Here is a 15,861-nt window from a genome sequence, read left to right on the forward strand (position 1 = left end):
GGGGTATTCAGATACAGGAGCCACCTGCCGGCGAGCAACTATGGATCGTCAGTGGATATCGGACCGGCGCTGCTCCCATGCCCCCTCAACCCGAGCAGCGACATGGATTTCGACGTGTTGGTATCCACGACACCATAGTGACGCAACGACGCCCACACATCAGTGTTCAGCTTGAGGGCGGTGTCACCGCCTTCGCCCACAAAGACACATCCGAATTTTCCCGACGCCAGTTGCCGGAGCATCGCGTCGCGATCTTCGACCGTCAGCATCTCCACATAGCCAGGCCCCTTCAGCGGCGACCGCAACCGCGCCGACGCGTAGTACAGTCCCTGCCGCTGCGCAAGGATGACGCATTCGTCCCCCGGCCGCGTGTGGCGGCGAATGAAGTCGAGTTCGTCCGCCACGAGAGGCGAGGCGAGGCGGCCCTGACCGTCGAGCGCCCGCTCCGCATCGCGCCAGAGCGGGCCGATGTTCTGGACGAACGGAAGGGCGCAGAACATCAGAACCGTGAGCGCCAGCGCGGGCAGGGCGAGATGGACAGGCCCCAGCCCGCCTGCGCGTACCATTCGGACGGTTCGGTCCGCCAGGATGGTCGCGATCGCCAGTGCCGGCCAACACACCGTGACAAGATTGAGGATGTGCGAACGGCCCTGATAATAGACGAACAGCCCCCATCCGAGCGCACTGAGGTAGAACACGACATCCACGCAGGGGGCGCGTGCCCCCCGGCGCCATTCGCTCAGCGCAAACAGCAGGCCCAGGAGATAGACCCCGAGCACGCTCATCCAAGGTGTGGCGACACCGAGCGGCAGGGGAAGCATGTTCAGGCCCAGCCGGTAGAAGAGGTTGGGATAGGTCATCAACCACTCCCAGTGAGGCGCCTCCGGTGTAACGGTTGTGAAGTAGGCAAACGTCCCCGCGAGCGTCACCGAGAGCACCGTCAGGAGCAGGAGCAGCGCCTGTATTTCATGGAAGGTGCGTCCTACCACCCCCCCAGGCGCCGCCGGCCGCAGGATCGCTTTCGCCGCGAGCAGAGCCGCGAAGGCACCGATCACCATCACGCCCGTGTCGGCATTCCACACCGTGCCGACGGCCGCGCAGAAGGAGACCATCGCCGCCCGACTCAGATCCGGACGATGGGCATAGGCATAGACCGCCAGCACCGAAAGTGCCGGCCAAAAGAACCGGATCGGCCAATACTGAAAATAGAACTCGGTTATGCCGTTGATCTTCAGCACGGTCTCGAAGGTGACGAGAACGAAGGCGAGGCCAAAGGTGACGCGAAACACGACGCTGCGTGTCAACCGCAGAACCACCCAATAGACGGCGACCATCGAAGCCACCTGCATCGCCGCAAAAAGCAGCGACAGCTTCAGGACAGAGAAGTCGGTCACCCGGAAGATCCGGCCGAGGAATTCCGGATAGAGGCCGTACTGAGAGGGGAGGTCGACCAGCAAGGTCTTCCCGGCAGAAACCTGGGCAATGGCATAAACCATTGCGTCCCAATGAATCGACCACGCGACATTGGGCTTCACCGCCTCTTCACCGACGAGGCGCCACGCGACGATCTGCAAGACCAACGCGCCAGCAAAGAGACCACCCGCCAGCCATGCCCCTGTGGAAGGTGAAAGAACGAACCTACGCGGCAAGAGATGCGCTACGGCAAGCACGGCAACGGCCGAAAGCCAGATCACAGCAAGACGCCGGGCTCCCCCCTCCTGCAACGCCGCCTCGCCGTACAGCAGCGACGGTCCGAAGTCGAAACGAGACAGCCCCAGGAGGACCAGAGCCGACAGGCAGAAATAGATCGCGAAATTGGCCAGCGCCGCGCTGGTGGGGCGCATCCAAGAAGGAAAGCGGGGCGGGACGGCCGCGACGAGGAGCGCCAGTACGCCGATGGCCACAGAGACCGACAGAAACACAAATCGTTCCGCCGGCTCCGGCCTAACCTCCCCGCTCAATTTCGGCAGGACAGTGAGATTGGCAAAATCGCCAGCCGCAAATCCGCCAAACGCCACATAAAAATGGTAACCCGCAACCGACAGAACAAGCGCGGCGACTATTAGAATACCTAATCCGGTACCAAGATACATAGCGCGACCCTCAGACTCGGAAAGCCGCTTGTCGCGAGTATTACTGTTTATTACACCCTTGGGTGAACGCATGAGGCGCAGTCACTAAGCCCATTTGATTTTTCTGCGCATTCTACATATTCGGCATCAGTGCCGTAAGCACCTGATTCTGCCGCCGGCCCACAAATGAATTCTTGCCATTGCGCGTGGGGCGGCTGGACTATGGCTTCTTCGACAGCCGCTTCGTCGGGCACGCCTGTGTCAGCAACGACACGGGAAAGATTCACCTTCTTCGACGGAATCCGCGGCCTGGGCGCGATACAGGTTGTCCTGGCCCATATGTTCTCGCTGTTTTTTCCGGTCGTGGCCCGCGTGCAGCCCGCCGCCGAGGACTCGCTGGGCCACTTCCTGGCTCATTCGCCCTTCTTCTTCGTCCTGGACGGTGGCGTCGCTGTTTTTGCCTTTTTTCTGATGAGCGGCTTCGTGCTCAGTCATACCTTCCTGAAGACCGATCTCTCCGCGGGGCGGCAGGTGGCAAAGCGATTTGTCCGCCTATACCTTCCGGTTCTTGCCGCGCTCGCGCTGGCGATCGTTCTGCTGACGATCTGGCCGGGAATGCGCGCGCGCATGGAAGTGCTGAACGCGTCCCAATGGATCCGGCAGCTTTATGTCTTCTCGGTTGAGCCAGGATGGCCCTTGCTTCAGGATGTTCTGCTCAATTCAATGCTCCTGGGCTATTCTGGAGCTTCCATCTTCGGTCAGCTGCAATCTTCATTTTTGGGCATCAAGCTCGTCGGGCTTTCCCAGGCGCTCGACCCGCCCTTATGGACACTGCATATCGAGTTCTGGGGATCGCTGCTCACCCTGGCGGTGGTCAAAGCCTATACCCATTTGCCGCGTATCGCCTTCTGGCCCTTGCTCGTGATCGTCTGTGTCTTGGTCGCGGATGCCCTTCTCAGCCTCTTCATTATCGGCTTCCTGGCGTATATCTGGCGCGGCCTTCTGCTGGGCGAGCGGGGCACACGCCCGCGTTCGTATCTCTCGGGGCTCTTTCTCGTTTCGGGGATCGTCCTGTCAGTCTACAATATCCTGCAGCCAAGCCTCGGCCTGCAGATTGAGAAGCAGATCGCTGCGCTGCTCATCGTCATGGCTGTCTTGGTCAGCCCTCGTCTGCGGAGGCTGTTTTCCTTGCGATGGGCGGCATGGCTCGGTCGGCTTTCCTTCAGCATCTATCTGACGCATTTCCCGATCCTGTTCACGATTGGTATCGCCCTCTTCCTTCCGCTGGAACCATGGCTCGGCTATATGCCGGCGGCGCTGATCGCGTGCGGGGCGAGCATCGGGGTTAGCCTTCTGGTTGCGATACCCTTTGAGCGCTATATCGACCGCCCCTCGATTCGCCTTTCCCACAGAGTGGGTGGACCGCATGCACATGACCGCAACCCGCGCCCAGCAGGCGACCTAACTTGATTGATCAGGCCGTCATCCTCTGCGGGGGCATGGGCACCCGCCTCGGCGCGCTGACCGAAGCGACGCCCAAACCCATGCTGGACGTCGCCGGGCGCCCCTTCCTCTTTCACCTCATTCAGGAAGTGGCCCGCTATGGTGTGAAGCACATCGTGCTGCTCGCCGGCCGTTTCGGTGAGCAGATCGTGACGGTGTTCCATGGGCGCAGGCTCTTCGGCGCGCAGATCGATGTGCTTGTGGAGCCGGGGCCGCTCGGAACGGGCGGCGCGTTGCGTTTCGCGGCCGATCACCTCGCGCCGCAGTTCCTGCTGTTGAACGGCGACTCCTGGATCGATGCCGACCTCTCACGCTTTGGACTTGGCTGGGAAAAGGCAAGGGAACGGGATCCCGAGCTCAAGGCCCAGATGCTGCTTCACCGCGTCCCCGATACCGCACGTTTCGGCCGGGTCACATTGAAAGGTGACCAAGTCGTCGGGTTCGAGGAGAAGGGCGCTCCGCTCGCGGATGCCTCAGGCCTCATCAGCGCCGGTGTCTATGCCATCGACCGGGCGATTCTCGATCTGATCCCGCGCCACGGCGCCTGCTCGCTGGAGCGGGACGTCCTGCCGCGCCTCGTGGCGGAAGGGCGCGTCGTCGCCGTGCAGGCGCGCGACGGCGTGTATTTCGTCGACATCGGGCTTCCCGAAACCTTCGCGCAGGTGCAAGTGGATCTCGTCGCCGCCCGTACGCGTCCGGCCGTGTTCTTCGATCGGGATGGGACGCTCAACCACGATGGCGGCTACACGCATCGGGTCGAAGATCTCGTCTGGATGCCGCAGGCACGGGAGGCCATCGCTCACATCAATGAGCGCGGCTATTTCGTCTTCGTGGTCACGAACCAGGCGGGCGTCGCCCGCGGCTATTACGACGAGGATGCGGTCGCGGCCTTTCACGGCGCCATGCAGGCTTCCCTGGCCGCGATTGGCGGCCATGTGGATGCGTTCGAGTGGTGTCCGCACCACCCCGAGGCCGCCATTGCCGCCTACCGCCGCCACTGCCCGCGCCGCAAGCCCGGCCCGGGGATGCTCGTCGACCTGATGGCGGCTTGGCCGGTGGATCCGCAGCGCAGTTTTCTCATCGGCAACAGTTCCGCCGACATGGAAGCCGCGCGCGCTGCGGGCCTGCGCTCCCTACGTTACGAAGGCGGCTCCGTCATCGACATCGTCGCCCGATTGCTTTAAGCGGTATTAGAATGTGGATTAGCAAAACCCCTCTTCGCGCCAGTTTTTTTGGCGGCGGCACCGATTATCCCTCCTATTTTCGCACCAGCCCGGGTGCTGTCCTCGGCGGCACAATAGATAAATACATCTATATCCAAGCGCTTCCCCTCTCGCCGATCGCAGAGCAGAGGTTTCGCGTGACCTACCGCACGACGGAAAGTGTGCAGCGGATCGAAGACATCCAACATCCGGTGATCCGCGAAAGCCTGAAGCTCTACGGCTGGGAGTGCCCGCTCAACATAGCGACCATGTCGGATTTGCCAGGCAATACCGGACTCGGCAGTTCGTCCGCCTTTACCGTCGGCTTCATCAACCTGCTTCACCGCATGCGCGGCATGCAGCTAACGCGCTATGAACTGGCGCGGCAGGCCATTCGCATGGAGCAGGACATTCTCCAGGAGAAGGTGGGCGTTCAGGATCAGATCCACGCGGCCTTCGGCGGCCTCTCGCGCTACGAGTTTTCCGGTGAGACCATTGCCATCGAACCGCTGACGCTAACCACCAGCCGCCTGGCGACCCTGAATGCCTCTCTGTTGCTCGTCTACACCGGCGCGCAGCGTCGCGCCGTCGACGCGCTTGAGAGTCAGCACCGCCGCACCGTCAGTGGCGACAACGCCGCCTATCTCGCCGAAATGTACGAGATGACGCGCATAGGAACCCGCCTGCTGGAGGAAGCCGGCGATGACAGGGCGAGTATCGCTCGCTTCGGCCATCTCCTGGATGAAGGCTGGCGCCTGAAGCGCAACCTGGGGGAGGGAGTGACCAGCCCGACAATCGACGGCCTCTATCGGCGCGGGAAAGAACTCGGCGCGCATGGGGGCAAGCTTCTGGGCGCCGGCGGCGCGGGCTTCATCCTCTTTATCGTCGAACCCGACCGCCACCCTCTCTTCGTGGAGCATTTCGGCGCCGGCAATGTCATTCCGATTTCGCTCACCGACGGTGGATCGACGGTGTCAAATTTCGACTGATGGCTCGCGTGTCGCCAGGCACGCACGCACCAGCCAGCCACGCACGTGCCTTCGAGCGTAAAGCCTGCAGGCGCGCGACTATCGACCGGGTGGGCAAAGCGCCGCTTCGGCGACGCCGCACATCACGTGCCCGATCGCGATATGGGCCTCCTGAATGTGGCTGGTCTGTTCATGCGGCACTGCCAGCAGAACATCCGCGAGCGCGCCCAGCGCGCCGCCGCTCGCCCCGGTAAAGGCGACGCAGGTGATGCCCATCGCCCGGGCGGCTTCGAAAGCCTTCACCACATTCACGCTGTTGCCACTGGTGGACAATCCGACCAGCACGTCACCTTTGCGGCCGATGCCACGGACCTGGCGCGCGAAGACATGCTCAAAGCCATAGTCGTTGCCGATCGCCGTCAACGCCGACGTGTCCACGGTCAGCGCCAAGGCCGGCAACGGAGCGCGATCCGCCAGGAATCGCCCCATCAGTTCGGCCGCAAGGTGCTGTGAATCGGCGGCCGAGCCGCCATTGCCGCAGAACATCACCTTGCCGCCGCTCGCCAAGGCATCGATCCAGGTGTCGGCCGCCCTGCGGACATCTGCCGCGATGGAATCGAGACGGCCTAAAAGGCGAGCGGATTCAGCGAAATAGGCGGAAATACTGTCGGTGGAATTGATCATGGCTTTGGCTCGGAAATGCAGCGACGGTGTCCGCCCGCTACCGTCCCGATCGGGAACTCGTCGATGGCTGGCTCAGAACGCGGGCAGACTTAGGTGGTCAGCCCGTAACTGTCCACACCACCAAGCGTCATTGGCCGAACAGGCTGGCGTCCGACGCTTCCCAGTGCAGCCGCAGGCGGGTGCCGATGGTCACATCGTCGGCTCGCACGAGGCTCGCGGGCGTGCGCATATCGACGCTCGCGCCCCATCCCGTTGCCAGCACGAAGTGGTAGGTTTCGCCGATGAAGGTGGCATCGGACAGGACGACGTCGATGCCAGGCCCACTTCCAGTTCCGAGCGGCGACAGATGGAGCCGATCCGGCCGGATCATCAGGCCGCCGTGCCCGCCGGCCGTTGCGGCGCCGTGCACCGCGACGCTCTCCAGCGCACTGCCATCGGGAAGCGTGATGTCCGCGAACCCGCCCTGGCTGCGAGTGATGGTACAGTCGAGAAAATTAGAATGACCGATGAAGTCAGCGACGAAGCGGGTTCGGGGCGCCTCATAAAGCTCACGGCCCTTGCCGAGTTGCTCGATTTTTCCGTGGTTGAACAAGGCGATGCGGTCGGAGAGGCTCAGCGCCTCCTCCTGGTCGTGGGTGACATAAAGGATGGTCACCCCCGTCTGCTGGTGGATGCGGCGGATCTCGTCCTGGATTTCCTCGCGCAGCTTCTTGTCCAGAGCGGACAGCGGCTCGTCCATCAGCAGCAAGGGTGGGTTGTAGGCGAGCGCGCGGGCGAGGGCGACGCGCTGCTGCTGGCCGCCCGAGAGCTGGGCGGGCATGCGGCCGGCGAAACTATCCAGCCGCACCAGCGCCAGCATTTCCTCCACCTTGCGGGCGATCTCCGCCGCCGGGCGCCGGCGCACGCGCAGCGGAAAGGCGACGTTCTCGGCGACGGAGAGATGCGGGAACAGCGTGTAGCGCTGGAACACCATGCCGATATTGCGTTTGTTCGACGGCTCGGAAAGGATGCTGCGCCCTTCCAGCCGCACATCCCCGCGCGTCGGCTCGAAGAAGCCGGCAATCATGTAGAGCGTCGTGCTCTTGCCCGAGCCGGAGGGGCCGAGGAAGGTGACGAACTCGCCGCGCGCGATGTCCAGGGACACGTCGCTGACGGCGGTGACATTGCCGAATGTCTTGGAAATATTGGCTATTTCCAGAAAGCTCATGAGCGGTCGTCCTTGCGAAGGAGGGCGGCGGCCGCCATGAGGGCGGCAGTCAGGGCGATGAGCAGCGTCGAGACGGCAGCGATGACCGGGGAGAGGTCCTGCCGCAGCGTGCCGTAAATGCGCACCGGCAGCGTCTGCAGGTCGGGGCTCGCCATGAAGATGGCGATCACCACCTCGTCCCAGGAGGCGAGGAAGGAGAAGATCGCCGCGCTGATGAGACCGAGGCGGATGCCGGGCAGGGTGACGCGGATCTTGGCTTCCAGCGGGCTGGCCCCGCACACGATGGCGGCGGTTTCAATATCGCGATCAAACCGTTCCAGCGCATTGGAAATCGCGATGATGGAGAAGGGCAGGGCGATGACCAAATGCGCGAGAACGAAGCCCAGAAAGGTGCCGTTGAGATGCAGCCGCAGGAAGAAAGCGTAGAGCGCCACTGCCAGCACCACCACGGGCAGGATCATCGGGGTAAGAAACAGCGCCCGCAACGCTTGCCGGCCGCGAAACGTGCCGCGCGTCAGGCCGAAGGAGGCCATCAGGCCGATGCCGACCGACAGCACCGTCACCACGGCGGCGATCTTGAAGCTGATGAGGAAGGAGGCGATCCATTCGGGATCGTCGAACAGGTCCTCGTACCAGCGCAGCGTCCAGCCGGGGGGCGGGAATTGCAACCATTGCGAGGAGCCGAAGGACAGCGCGACGATGAGCAGGATCGGCAGCAGCAGATAGGCGCCGACCAGCAGGGCGATGAGGCTGAGGGCGACCCGCCAGGGGCCAAGACGGGCGAAATCGAGCAGCATGGCGCCTAGCCCCTCGCCTGACCAAAGCCGAAAACGCGCAGCTGTACCATATAGATGGCGAGCGTGATCACGAGGAGCACCAGCGCCGCCGCCCCCGCCAGCCCCCAGTCGAGCAGCGATTGCACCAGCTGCGCGATCAGCTCCGCCAGCATCATGTTGGCGGTGCCGCCGAGCAGGGCCGGGGTGATGAAATAGCCGAGCGCCATGACGAAAACCATCAGCGCGCCGGCGGCGATGCCGGAGGCGGTGAGGGGGAGCATCACCCGGGTGAAAGCCTGAAAACGGCTGGCGCCACAAAGGGATGCTGCCTGGAAGATGGCGGGGTCGATGGAGCGCAGCGTGGCGTGCAGCGGCAGGATCATGAAGGGCAACATGATGTAGGTCATGCCGATGGTGACGCCGACAAGGTTGTTGATGAGCGGCAGCGGCTCGGAGATCAGGCCGAGATCCATCAGCGTGCGGTTGATGATGCCGGTGCGCTGCAGCAGCACCATCCAGGCATAGGTGCGGGCGAGCAGGTTGGTCCACATCGACAGGATGACGATGGCGAACAGCAGCCGCGACCAGAAGGACGGCGCGATCGCCAGGAACCAAGCCACTGGAAAACCGAGGAGAACCGTCACCAACGTGACCGTGAAGGCGACGAGGAAGGTGTTGCCCAGCACCTTGAGATAGGTCGTCGAGCCGAAGAAGGCGGCGTAGTTCTGCAGCCCCGGCGCGGGTTCCAGCACGCTGCGCAGCAGCAGCGCCAGCACCGGAATTACGAAGACGAACACAACCAGAGCGAGCGCCGGCAAGACGGGCGCGATCCCGCCGGCGCGCGGGCGCGCGGCGGCGGGAGGGCGGACGATCGGCGCGTCGGTCACGGTCATGAGGGCTCGATCAGGGCGGTTCGATGAGTGCAGTGAGGTGGACGATGAGGCCGACGAGGACGGAATGATGCGCCCGTCCTCGCCCGGCGCCTTTCCGCGCTCCCTGGTGACGGGAGCGCGGCTTTCATCCGGCAAGGGGCCGCCGGCTCACTCCGCCTGCCAGGCGTACCAGCGCTTGCCGATCTCGTCGCGATGGGCGGCCCAATAGCCCATGTCGAGATTGATCTGCGAGGCGGTGTGCTTGTCGGGCAGGTTGGCGGCGACGTCCTTCGGCATCAGCGCGGCGGACTTCACATTCACCGGGGCATAGCCGCTCTCGGTGGCGAAGCTCGCCTGCCCCTCGGGGCTGGTCGCCTCGGCGATGAACTTCATCGCCGCTTCCTTGTTCTTCGAACCCTTGGGCACGACCAGCATGTCGGCGGCGGTCAGGTTCTGCTCCCAGGACAGGTCGACCTTCTCGCCGCTCTGCTGCAGGGCGAAGATGCGCCCGTTCCAGAACTGGCCGATCGGCGCCTCGCCGGAGGCGAGCAGCTGCTGCGACTGCGCGCCGGTGCCCCACCAGACGATGTCCTTCTTGATGCTGTCGAGCTTCTTGAAGGCGCGGTCGAGGTCGAGCGGGTAGAGCTTGTCGGCCGGCACGCCATCCGCCAGCAAGGCGATTTCCAGCACGCCCGGCGCCGACCATTTGTAGAAGGTGCGCTTGCCGGGGAAGGTCTTGGTGTCGAACACATCCGCCCAGCTCTTCGGCGCCTTGCCCTTCAGGCTCGCCGGATTGAAGCCGAGCACGAAGGAATAATAGAAGCTGCCCACCGCATGGTCGGTGACGAAGCGCGGGTCGATCTCGCCGCGCTTGACGATGGAGAAGTCGATGGGCTCGATCAGCCCATCCTTGGCGGCGGCGGCGGCGAAATCGGCCTCCACATCCACCACGTCCCAAGAGACGTTGCCGCTCTCCACCATGGCTTTCAGCTTGCCATAGTCGGTCGGGCCGTCCTGCTTGACGGTGATGCCGGTTTCCTTGGTGAAGGGCACGGCCCAGCTCTTCTTCTGGGCGTCCTGGGTGGTGCCGCCCCAGCTGGTGAAGACGATGGAACCCGACTGCGCCACCGCCGCACCGGCAAGGCCGGCGGCGAGGGCGAGGGCGGCGATTCCGAGGGCACGGGATGTGCGCGACATGGTGGTCCCCTTTGGTTGGCGTTCGGTGTGGAAGGCGGCGCGTTTGGCGCTCGTGTCGTCTTGCGTCGGGCGGCGGCGAAGCGCCGTCAGTCGAGCGGCGAGAACGCCGTCGGCAGCAGGATCTTGTTTTCCATGGTCTCGATCAGCGCCTGGATCTTCGGCAGGAAGGTGAGCCAGGCGGGATCGGCGTTCAGCCGCGCCCGGCGGGCGGCGCGGTCATCGAGGCTTGCATAGGCCCAGATATGGACGATCTCGTTCAGCGGGCCGATCTCGCTGGTGAAATAGCCGACCAGCTGGCCGAGATGGCTCTTCTGCAAGGCGATGCCTTCTTCCGCCACCAGCTTCACATAGGCGGGGACGGCGCCGGTCTTCAGCCGATAGGTACGCATCTCGTAGAGCATGGCGGGGCCTCAGCGCATGACGAAGGGATCGTCGATCGGCGCGTCGGAGGTGCGCAGCCAGACCGATTTGGTGCGGGTGTAGTCGCGGATCGATTCCGCCCCGCCCTCGCGCCCGAGGCCGGAGAGGCCATAGCCGCCGAAGGGCACGATGGGAGACACGGCGCGGTAGGTGTTGACCCAGACGATGCCGGCGCGCAGCCGCCGGATCAGCCGGTGGGCGCGGGTGAGATCGCGGGTGAACACACCGGCGGCGAGGCCGAACGGGCTGTCATTGGCCTTGGCAACGGCATCCGCCTCGTCCACGAAGCCGATGACGCTGAGCACCGGACCGAACAGTTCCTCCGCCGCGCAGGGCACCTCATTGCCGGCGCAGGCGAGGATGGTGGGGGCGTAATAATTGCCGGCTGTGAACCCCTCCGCCCGCTGCCCGCCGGTCACCAGCGCGGCACCGGCTTCGAGGCTGGCGGCGACGACCTGTTCGATATGCGCGAGCTGGCGCGCGGTGGCGAGCGGACCCATCTCGGTCGCCGGGTCCTGCGGGTCGCCGATGCGGATGCGGCGGGCCTTCTCGGTGAGGATGGCGAGCAGCTTGTCGCGCACGCTTTCCTCGACAAAGAGGCGGGAACCGGCGACGCAGCTCTGGCCGGAGGCGGCGAAGATGCCGGCCACCACGGCGTTCGCGGCGCTGTCCAGATCGGCATCGGCGAACACCAGCACCGGCGACTTGCCGCCGAGTTCGAGCGTCGTATAGGCGAGGTTCTCCGCCGTGTTGCGCACCACATGCCGCGCGGTCGCCGGCCCGCCGGTGAAGGCGACGCGGGAGACGAGCCTGTGCGCGGTGAGCGTCTTGCCGCACTCCTCGCCGAAGCCGGTGAGGATGTTGACGACGCCGGGGGGAAAGCCAGCCTCATGCACCAGCCGGGCGAAGGCGAGCAGCGGGGCGGGGCCTTCCTCCGAGGCTTTCAGCACGACGGTGCAGCCCGCCGCCAGCGCCGGGCCGAGCTTCACCGCCGAGAGGAACAGCTGCGAATTCCACGGCACCACGGCCGCGACGACGCCGATCGGCTCGCGCCGCAGCCAGGCTTCCATGTCCGGCTTGTCGACGGGCAGATGCGCGCCTTCGACCTTGTCGGCGAGGCCGCCGAAATAGCGATAATATTCCGCGACATAGCCGATCTGCGCCCGGGTCTCGCGGATGATCTTGCCGGTGTCGCGGGTCTCCAGCTCCGCCAACTCCAGCGCATGGGCGGCGACGAGATCGCCGAGCCGCATCAAGAGCTTGCCGCGCGCCGTGGCGGTGAGGCTGGCCCATTCCGGCGCCTCGAAAGCGCGGTGGGCGGCTTCCACCGCGCGGTTCACGTCGTCCGCCGTGGCCGCCGGCATCACCGCCCAGGGCTGGCCGGTGGCGGGGTCATAGCTCTCGAAGCTGCCCCCGCCGGTGACGAAGGCGCCGTCGATATAGAGCCGGAAATCGTCGCGCAGCGCGGTCATCGCTTCATCCTCACGCAAAGGCCGGCATCACGTGGCGGATGAAGCGGTCCAGCGACTTCGCCTTGCGCGCGTGGCTGATGCCGGCGTCGATCCACAGCGAGAACTGGTCGAAGCCGAGCGCCTCATAACCTTTCAGCCGCGCGATCACCTCGTCGGGCTCGCCAATGACGAGATTCTTGCGCACCACGTCAGGGGCGAAGTGCGGGGCGGCGGCGCGCTCCTCCGGGGTGAGCGGCGCCATGATCGCCTGGTGGATCGGCCGCTTATTGGCGAACCAGGCGCCGAACAGCCCGTACCAGGCGGACAGATCGTCGGCGAGCTGGTCGGCCTCATTAGGGGAATCGGCCACGAAGCAGTGCTGCAGCAGCATGATCTTGGGGCGCGGCACCTGCGGGTGATCCGCCACCGCCGTGTTGAAGCGCTCCATCAGGCTCGCCACCTCGCCATCGCCCGAGGCGAGCGGCGTCACCTGCACATTGCAGCCATTGGCGACGGCGAAAGCGTGGCTGTTGGGGTCGCGCGCGGCGATCCAGATCGGCGGGCCGCCTTCTTGCACGGGTTTGGGCGAGGCGGTGGAGGTGGGGAAGCTCCAGAACTGGCCCTCATGGGCGTAATCGCCCTCCCACAGCTTCTGCACCGCCGGCACCAGCTCGCGCATGCGCAGGCCGGCGCCCATGGCGTCGAGGCCGGGCAGCAGGCGCTCATATTCGAAAACATAGGCGCCGCGCGCGACGCCGAGATCGAGCCTTCCGTCGCAGGCGAGGTCCATCATCGCGGCCTCGCCGGCGAGCCGGATCGGGTGCCAAAACGGGGCGATGACATTGCCGGTGCCGAGGCGGATGGTTTTCGTCTTGGCCGCGAGATGGGCGAGCTGGATGAAGGGGTTGGGGGCGATGGTGAAATCCATCGCGTGATGTTCGCCGATCCACACCGTCTCGAAGCCCGCCCCCTCGGCGGTGAGTGCCAGCTCCTCCAGCTCGGCGAACAGCCTTGCGTGGGGAATGGCGGGATCGGTGCGCTCCATATGGACGAAGAGGGAGAACTTCATGGCAGTGATCCCGGTGACTCAGTGCGGCGCGGGGGTGGCGAGGGGATGGACGACGCCCTGCGCGGCATCGCCGACATAGATGCCGAACGTGTCCTCGCGGCGCTCGCGCAGATAGCGCGCGAGCATGGAGCGGGTCGCCTCATCAGGCAGGCGGGCAAGATCGACCGCGTCGAGCGGCACAAGCACCGCGCCCGCCGACGCGGAGGGCACGCCCTCGAAGCTGCCGCGGTAATAGAGCGAGACGGTGGGCGGACCGTCGCCCGTGCCTGGCGTCTCGAACACCGCGAACAGGAAGCCGAGCCGTCCCTCGACGCCGAGCCGGGCCAGCGCGCCGCGCAGGCTGCGCGGATTGGCGGCGGGCTCCAGGCAGGAGCCGGTGGGCAGGCTCAGCCCGCCCTTGCCGTCCTCGACCATCAGCAGCGCGCCGTCCGCTTCCAGAATGGCACCGACGCGGGCGGGTTCGTCGCGCTTGGCCAATGCCTGCAGGCCGAGCGAGACATCGACATAGGCGCCGCGGCAATAGCCGAGCGGGGCGACATCATGCGTGCCGAAGCCGCGGACATGGCCGATGAGGATAACATGGTCGCCCGCCTCCACCACCTCGTGGCGCGTGCAGTCGAACCACGCCGCCGCGCCTGTAATGACCGGGCTGCCGGCCGGGCCGAGCTGCCACGGCGCGCCGGAAAACTTGTCGGGCGACTTGGAGGCGAACAGGGCCGACACGTCCTTCTGCTCCGCCGCCAGCACGGAGACGGCGAAGTGATCGGCGGCGGAGAATACCGGGAAGCTCGACGCGGTTTTCGCCAGGCAGACGAGGATCAGCGGCGGATCGAGCGAGACGGAGGAGAAGGAATTGGCGGTGAAGCCGCGCATCTCGCCCGCCGCATTGCGCGTCGTCACCACGGTGACGCCGGTGAGGAAGGCGCCGAGCGCGCGGCGGAAGGCTTTGGCGTCGAAGGGCGCGGCCGGCGTATCGAGGAAGGCGAGGAGCCGCGCGTTCACCTCGGCCGGATGGGTCAGCGTCATCATATGGCGCGCGCCGGCCAGCACCTCGGCGGCGCCCTGCGGGGCCAGCGCGGCCATCGCCCGCGACATGGCGGGGGTGGAGTTGGGATCGCCCTCGGCGGTCATGAACAGCGCCGGCATGGCGAGGCTGGCGAGCCGGTCGCGATGCGCCGCGTCCGAGGCGGCGAACAGCGCATAGGTGCGGGCATAGCCAAGGGGGTCGCCGGACGCGAGCAGGGCCGATACCTGCGCCGCGCTCGCCTCAAGCTCCGCCGGCACCGGCGCGCCGAACCAGCGCGCCACGGCGGCTTCGTGCGAGGCGGCGCGGCCTTCCGCCTCCAGCGAGCCGGCGCGGGCGGTGACCACCGCGCGCTGTTCCGGCGTGCGGCAGAACACGGCGTTGAGCGCGGCGACGGCGCGCACCCGCGCGGGATGCGCCAGCGCCACCTCCAGCGCCACCAGCGCGCCCATGGAATGGCCGACCAGCGCGGCCGAGTACAGGCCCAGCCCGTCCAATAGCGCGACGACCTGATCGGCGTAATCGGAGAGCCGCGCGTCTTCCGGCGGCAGGCTAGAGCCGCCATGGCCGGGCATGTCGAGCGCGATCACGTCATGGAAGGCGGAGAGCGCGTCGATCTGCGGTGCCCACACCTCGCTCGCCATGCCGACGCCATGGATCAGCACCACGGCCGGCGCGCCGGCCACGCCCGCGCGGCGATAGGCGACCTGCGCGGGGGCGCCGTCGCGGCCGGCATAGGCGAGGACGCGCCGCTCAGCCATGGGAGGCGTCCGCCGGGGCGGCGTCGAGGCCCTGGGTGGAGCCGAGCTCCTTGAGATCCTGATAGCGGTCGCCGATGCGGTGATGCGGGCGCCCGCCAATGGAGGCGCCGAGCGCGACGACGATCTCGTCCGGCGCCGGGGCGTCGTTAATGGCGAACTGGATGGTGAGGTAGTGCGAGCGGCGGCCCTCATCCAGCTTGTCCATCAGCGGAATGGCGATGGAAGCATTCGGCCCGCCGCGCGTATTGGTGAAGGCGAGATAGCTCTTGGCGCCGACCGCCTTGCGGTAGTGATTGCCGAAGCGCAGCGTGTGGATCAGCGCCGAAGCATACTCCACCTCGCCGGACGTACCGACGATTGCCGCCTTGCCATAGCCTTCCACCGCCTCGCCCGAGCCGGCCATGCGCAGGATTTCCTCGGTCAGCAGCGCGCCGAGCTGGGGGGCGATGTCGTGAATCTCCGGCTTCAGGTCCTCGACGAAGCCGCGCCCCGCCCACGGGTTGGTGAGCACCGCCGCCGCCGCATAGAGCCGCAGCGGCGAGGCGGCGGCGCGGCCGCCCTCGATGAAGGTGGTCTCGGCATAGGTGACGAGCTTGCGCAGCTGCAACGGCATGATCTGTCTCACGAAAGACGGGCTGAGCGGCGCCGTGCGGGC

At 65.9% G+C, this 15,861-nt stretch carries 14 protein-coding genes; 3 read left to right on the forward strand and 11 right to left on the reverse strand.

Annotation, left to right across the window (positions count from 1 at the left end; translation table 11 throughout):
• Nucleotides 1-38 precede the first annotated feature (38 nt).
• The gene (locus ACO07Z_RS05865) at nt 39-2,093 is read right to left on the reverse strand and encodes a hypothetical protein (protein ID WP_421697810.1); all 2,055 of its coding nucleotides are present in this window, start codon (nt 2,091-2,093) and stop codon (nt 39-41) included.
• A gap of 201 nt (nt 2,094-2,294) precedes the next feature.
• Here ACO07Z_RS05865 and ACO07Z_RS05870 point away from each other — a divergent pair, with 201 nt between their 5' ends.
• From ACO07Z_RS05870 to ACO07Z_RS05880, 3 genes are read left to right on the forward strand one after another with little or no spacing between them, the layout of a single operon-like run.
• A complete protein-coding gene (locus ACO07Z_RS05870; RefSeq protein WP_421697811.1) occupies nt 2,295-3,542 on the forward strand; it encodes an acyltransferase family protein in 1,248 nt (415 codons plus the stop codon).
• On the forward strand, nt 3,539-4,759 hold the full coding sequence (locus ACO07Z_RS05875; protein WP_421697812.1) for an HAD-IIIA family hydrolase: 1,221 nt from the start codon (nt 3,539-3,541) through the stop codon (nt 4,757-4,759). Before ACO07Z_RS05870 ends, ACO07Z_RS05875 begins: the two co-directional genes overlap by 4 nt.
• A gap of 11 nt (nt 4,760-4,770) precedes the next feature.
• Entirely contained in the window at nt 4,771-5,766 is a 996-nt protein-coding gene (locus tag ACO07Z_RS05880) for a galactokinase (protein WP_421697813.1), read from the forward strand.
• A 78-nt stretch (nt 5,767-5,844) separates the two neighbouring features.
• Here ACO07Z_RS05880 and ACO07Z_RS05885 read toward each other — a convergent pair whose 3' ends face one another.
• The 10 genes from ACO07Z_RS05885 to ACO07Z_RS05930 all read right to left on the reverse strand — a co-directional run bounded on the left by ACO07Z_RS05885 (nt 5,845) and on the right by ACO07Z_RS05930 (nt 15,819).
• Entirely contained in the window at nt 5,845-6,429 is a 585-nt protein-coding gene (locus ACO07Z_RS05885) for a D-sedoheptulose-7-phosphate isomerase (protein WP_421697814.1), read from the reverse strand.
• A 127-nt stretch (nt 6,430-6,556) separates the two neighbouring features.
• Nucleotides 6,557-7,636, reverse strand: a complete 1,080-nt coding sequence (locus ACO07Z_RS05890; protein WP_421697815.1) for an ABC transporter ATP-binding protein — start codon at nt 7,634-7,636, stop codon at nt 6,557-6,559.
• Nucleotides 7,633-8,433: an ABC transporter permease gene (locus ACO07Z_RS05895; RefSeq protein WP_421697816.1), complete on the reverse strand. Its 801-nt coding sequence runs from the start codon at nt 8,431-8,433 to the stop codon at nt 7,633-7,635. The genes ACO07Z_RS05890 and ACO07Z_RS05895 overlap by 4 nt, the downstream gene beginning before the upstream one ends.
• A 5-nt stretch (nt 8,434-8,438) precedes the next feature.
• On the reverse strand, nt 8,439-9,305 hold the full coding sequence (locus ACO07Z_RS05900) for an ABC transporter permease (protein WP_421697817.1): 867 nt from the start codon (nt 9,303-9,305) through the stop codon (nt 8,439-8,441).
• Nucleotides 9,306-9,452: 147 nt separating this feature from the next.
• Nucleotides 9,453-10,481, reverse strand: a complete 1,029-nt coding sequence (locus ACO07Z_RS05905; protein WP_244376529.1) for an ABC transporter substrate-binding protein — start codon at nt 10,479-10,481, stop codon at nt 9,453-9,455.
• A gap of 86 nt (nt 10,482-10,567) precedes the next feature.
• Nucleotides 10,568-10,882 carry an NIPSNAP family protein gene (locus ACO07Z_RS05910; RefSeq protein WP_421697818.1) on the reverse strand — a complete coding sequence of 105 codons (315 nt, stop codon included), beginning with the start codon at nt 10,880-10,882 and terminating at the stop codon, nt 10,568-10,570.
• Between the two features lie 9 nt (nt 10,883-10,891).
• Complete coding sequence (locus tag ACO07Z_RS05915; RefSeq protein WP_421697819.1) at nt 10,892-12,373, reverse strand: aldehyde dehydrogenase; 1,482 nt, start codon at nt 12,371-12,373, stop codon at nt 10,892-10,894.
• Between the two features lie 10 nt (nt 12,374-12,383).
• On the reverse strand, nt 12,384-13,421 hold the full coding sequence (locus ACO07Z_RS05920) for an LLM class flavin-dependent oxidoreductase (RefSeq protein WP_421697820.1): 1,038 nt from the start codon (nt 13,419-13,421) through the stop codon (nt 12,384-12,386).
• Nucleotides 13,422-13,439: 18 nt separating this feature from the next.
• Complete coding sequence (locus tag ACO07Z_RS05925; RefSeq protein ID WP_421697821.1) at nt 13,440-15,206, reverse strand: alpha/beta fold hydrolase; 1,767 nt, start codon at nt 15,204-15,206, stop codon at nt 13,440-13,442.
• Nucleotides 15,199-15,819 carry an amino acid synthesis family protein gene (locus tag ACO07Z_RS05930; protein ID WP_421697822.1) on the reverse strand — a complete coding sequence of 207 codons (621 nt, stop codon included), beginning with the start codon at nt 15,817-15,819 and terminating at the stop codon, nt 15,199-15,201. The genes ACO07Z_RS05925 and ACO07Z_RS05930 overlap by 8 nt, the downstream gene beginning before the upstream one ends.
• Nucleotides 15,820-15,861: the final 42 nt, after the last annotated feature.

It is taken from the genome of Ancylobacter sp. (assembly GCF_965229075.1).
Lineage (GTDB): Bacteria > Pseudomonadota > Alphaproteobacteria > Rhizobiales > Xanthobacteraceae > Ancylobacter.

Coding starts and splice junctions, on each gene's coding strand:
- ACO07Z_RS05865 (WP_421697810.1), bottom strand. CDS start 2,093: ATGTATCTTGGTACCGGATTAGGTATTCTAATAGTCGCCGCGCTTGTT.
- ACO07Z_RS05870 (WP_421697811.1), top strand. CDS start 2,295: ATGGCTTCTTCGACAGCCGCTTCGTCGGGCACGCCTGTGTCAGCAACG.
- ACO07Z_RS05880 (WP_421697813.1), top strand. CDS start 4,771: ATGTGGATTAGCAAAACCCCTCTTCGCGCCAGTTTTTTTGGCGGCGGC.
- ACO07Z_RS05885 (WP_421697814.1), bottom strand. CDS start 6,429: ATGATCAATTCCACCGACAGTATTTCCGCCTATTTCGCTGAATCCGCT.
- ACO07Z_RS05890 (WP_421697815.1), bottom strand. CDS start 7,636: ATGAGCTTTCTGGAAATAGCCAATATTTCCAAGACATTCGGCAATGTC.
- ACO07Z_RS05895 (WP_421697816.1), bottom strand. CDS start 8,433: ATGCTGCTCGATTTCGCCCGTCTTGGCCCCTGGCGGGTCGCCCTCAGC.
- ACO07Z_RS05900 (WP_421697817.1), bottom strand. CDS start 9,305: ATGACCGTGACCGACGCGCCGATCGTCCGCCCTCCCGCCGCCGCGCGC.
- ACO07Z_RS05905 (WP_244376529.1), bottom strand. CDS start 10,481: ATGTCGCGCACATCCCGTGCCCTCGGAATCGCCGCCCTCGCCCTCGCC.
- ACO07Z_RS05910 (WP_421697818.1), bottom strand. CDS start 10,882: ATGCTCTACGAGATGCGTACCTATCGGCTGAAGACCGGCGCCGTCCCC.
- ACO07Z_RS05915 (WP_421697819.1), bottom strand. CDS start 12,373: ATGACCGCGCTGCGCGACGATTTCCGGCTCTATATCGACGGCGCCTTC.
- ACO07Z_RS05920 (WP_421697820.1), bottom strand. CDS start 13,421: ATGAAGTTCTCCCTCTTCGTCCATATGGAGCGCACCGATCCCGCCATT.
- ACO07Z_RS05925 (WP_421697821.1), bottom strand. CDS start 15,206: ATGGCTGAGCGGCGCGTCCTCGCCTATGCCGGCCGCGACGGCGCCCCC.
- ACO07Z_RS05930 (WP_421697822.1), bottom strand. CDS start 15,819: ATGCCGTTGCAGCTGCGCAAGCTCGTCACCTATGCCGAGACCACCTTC.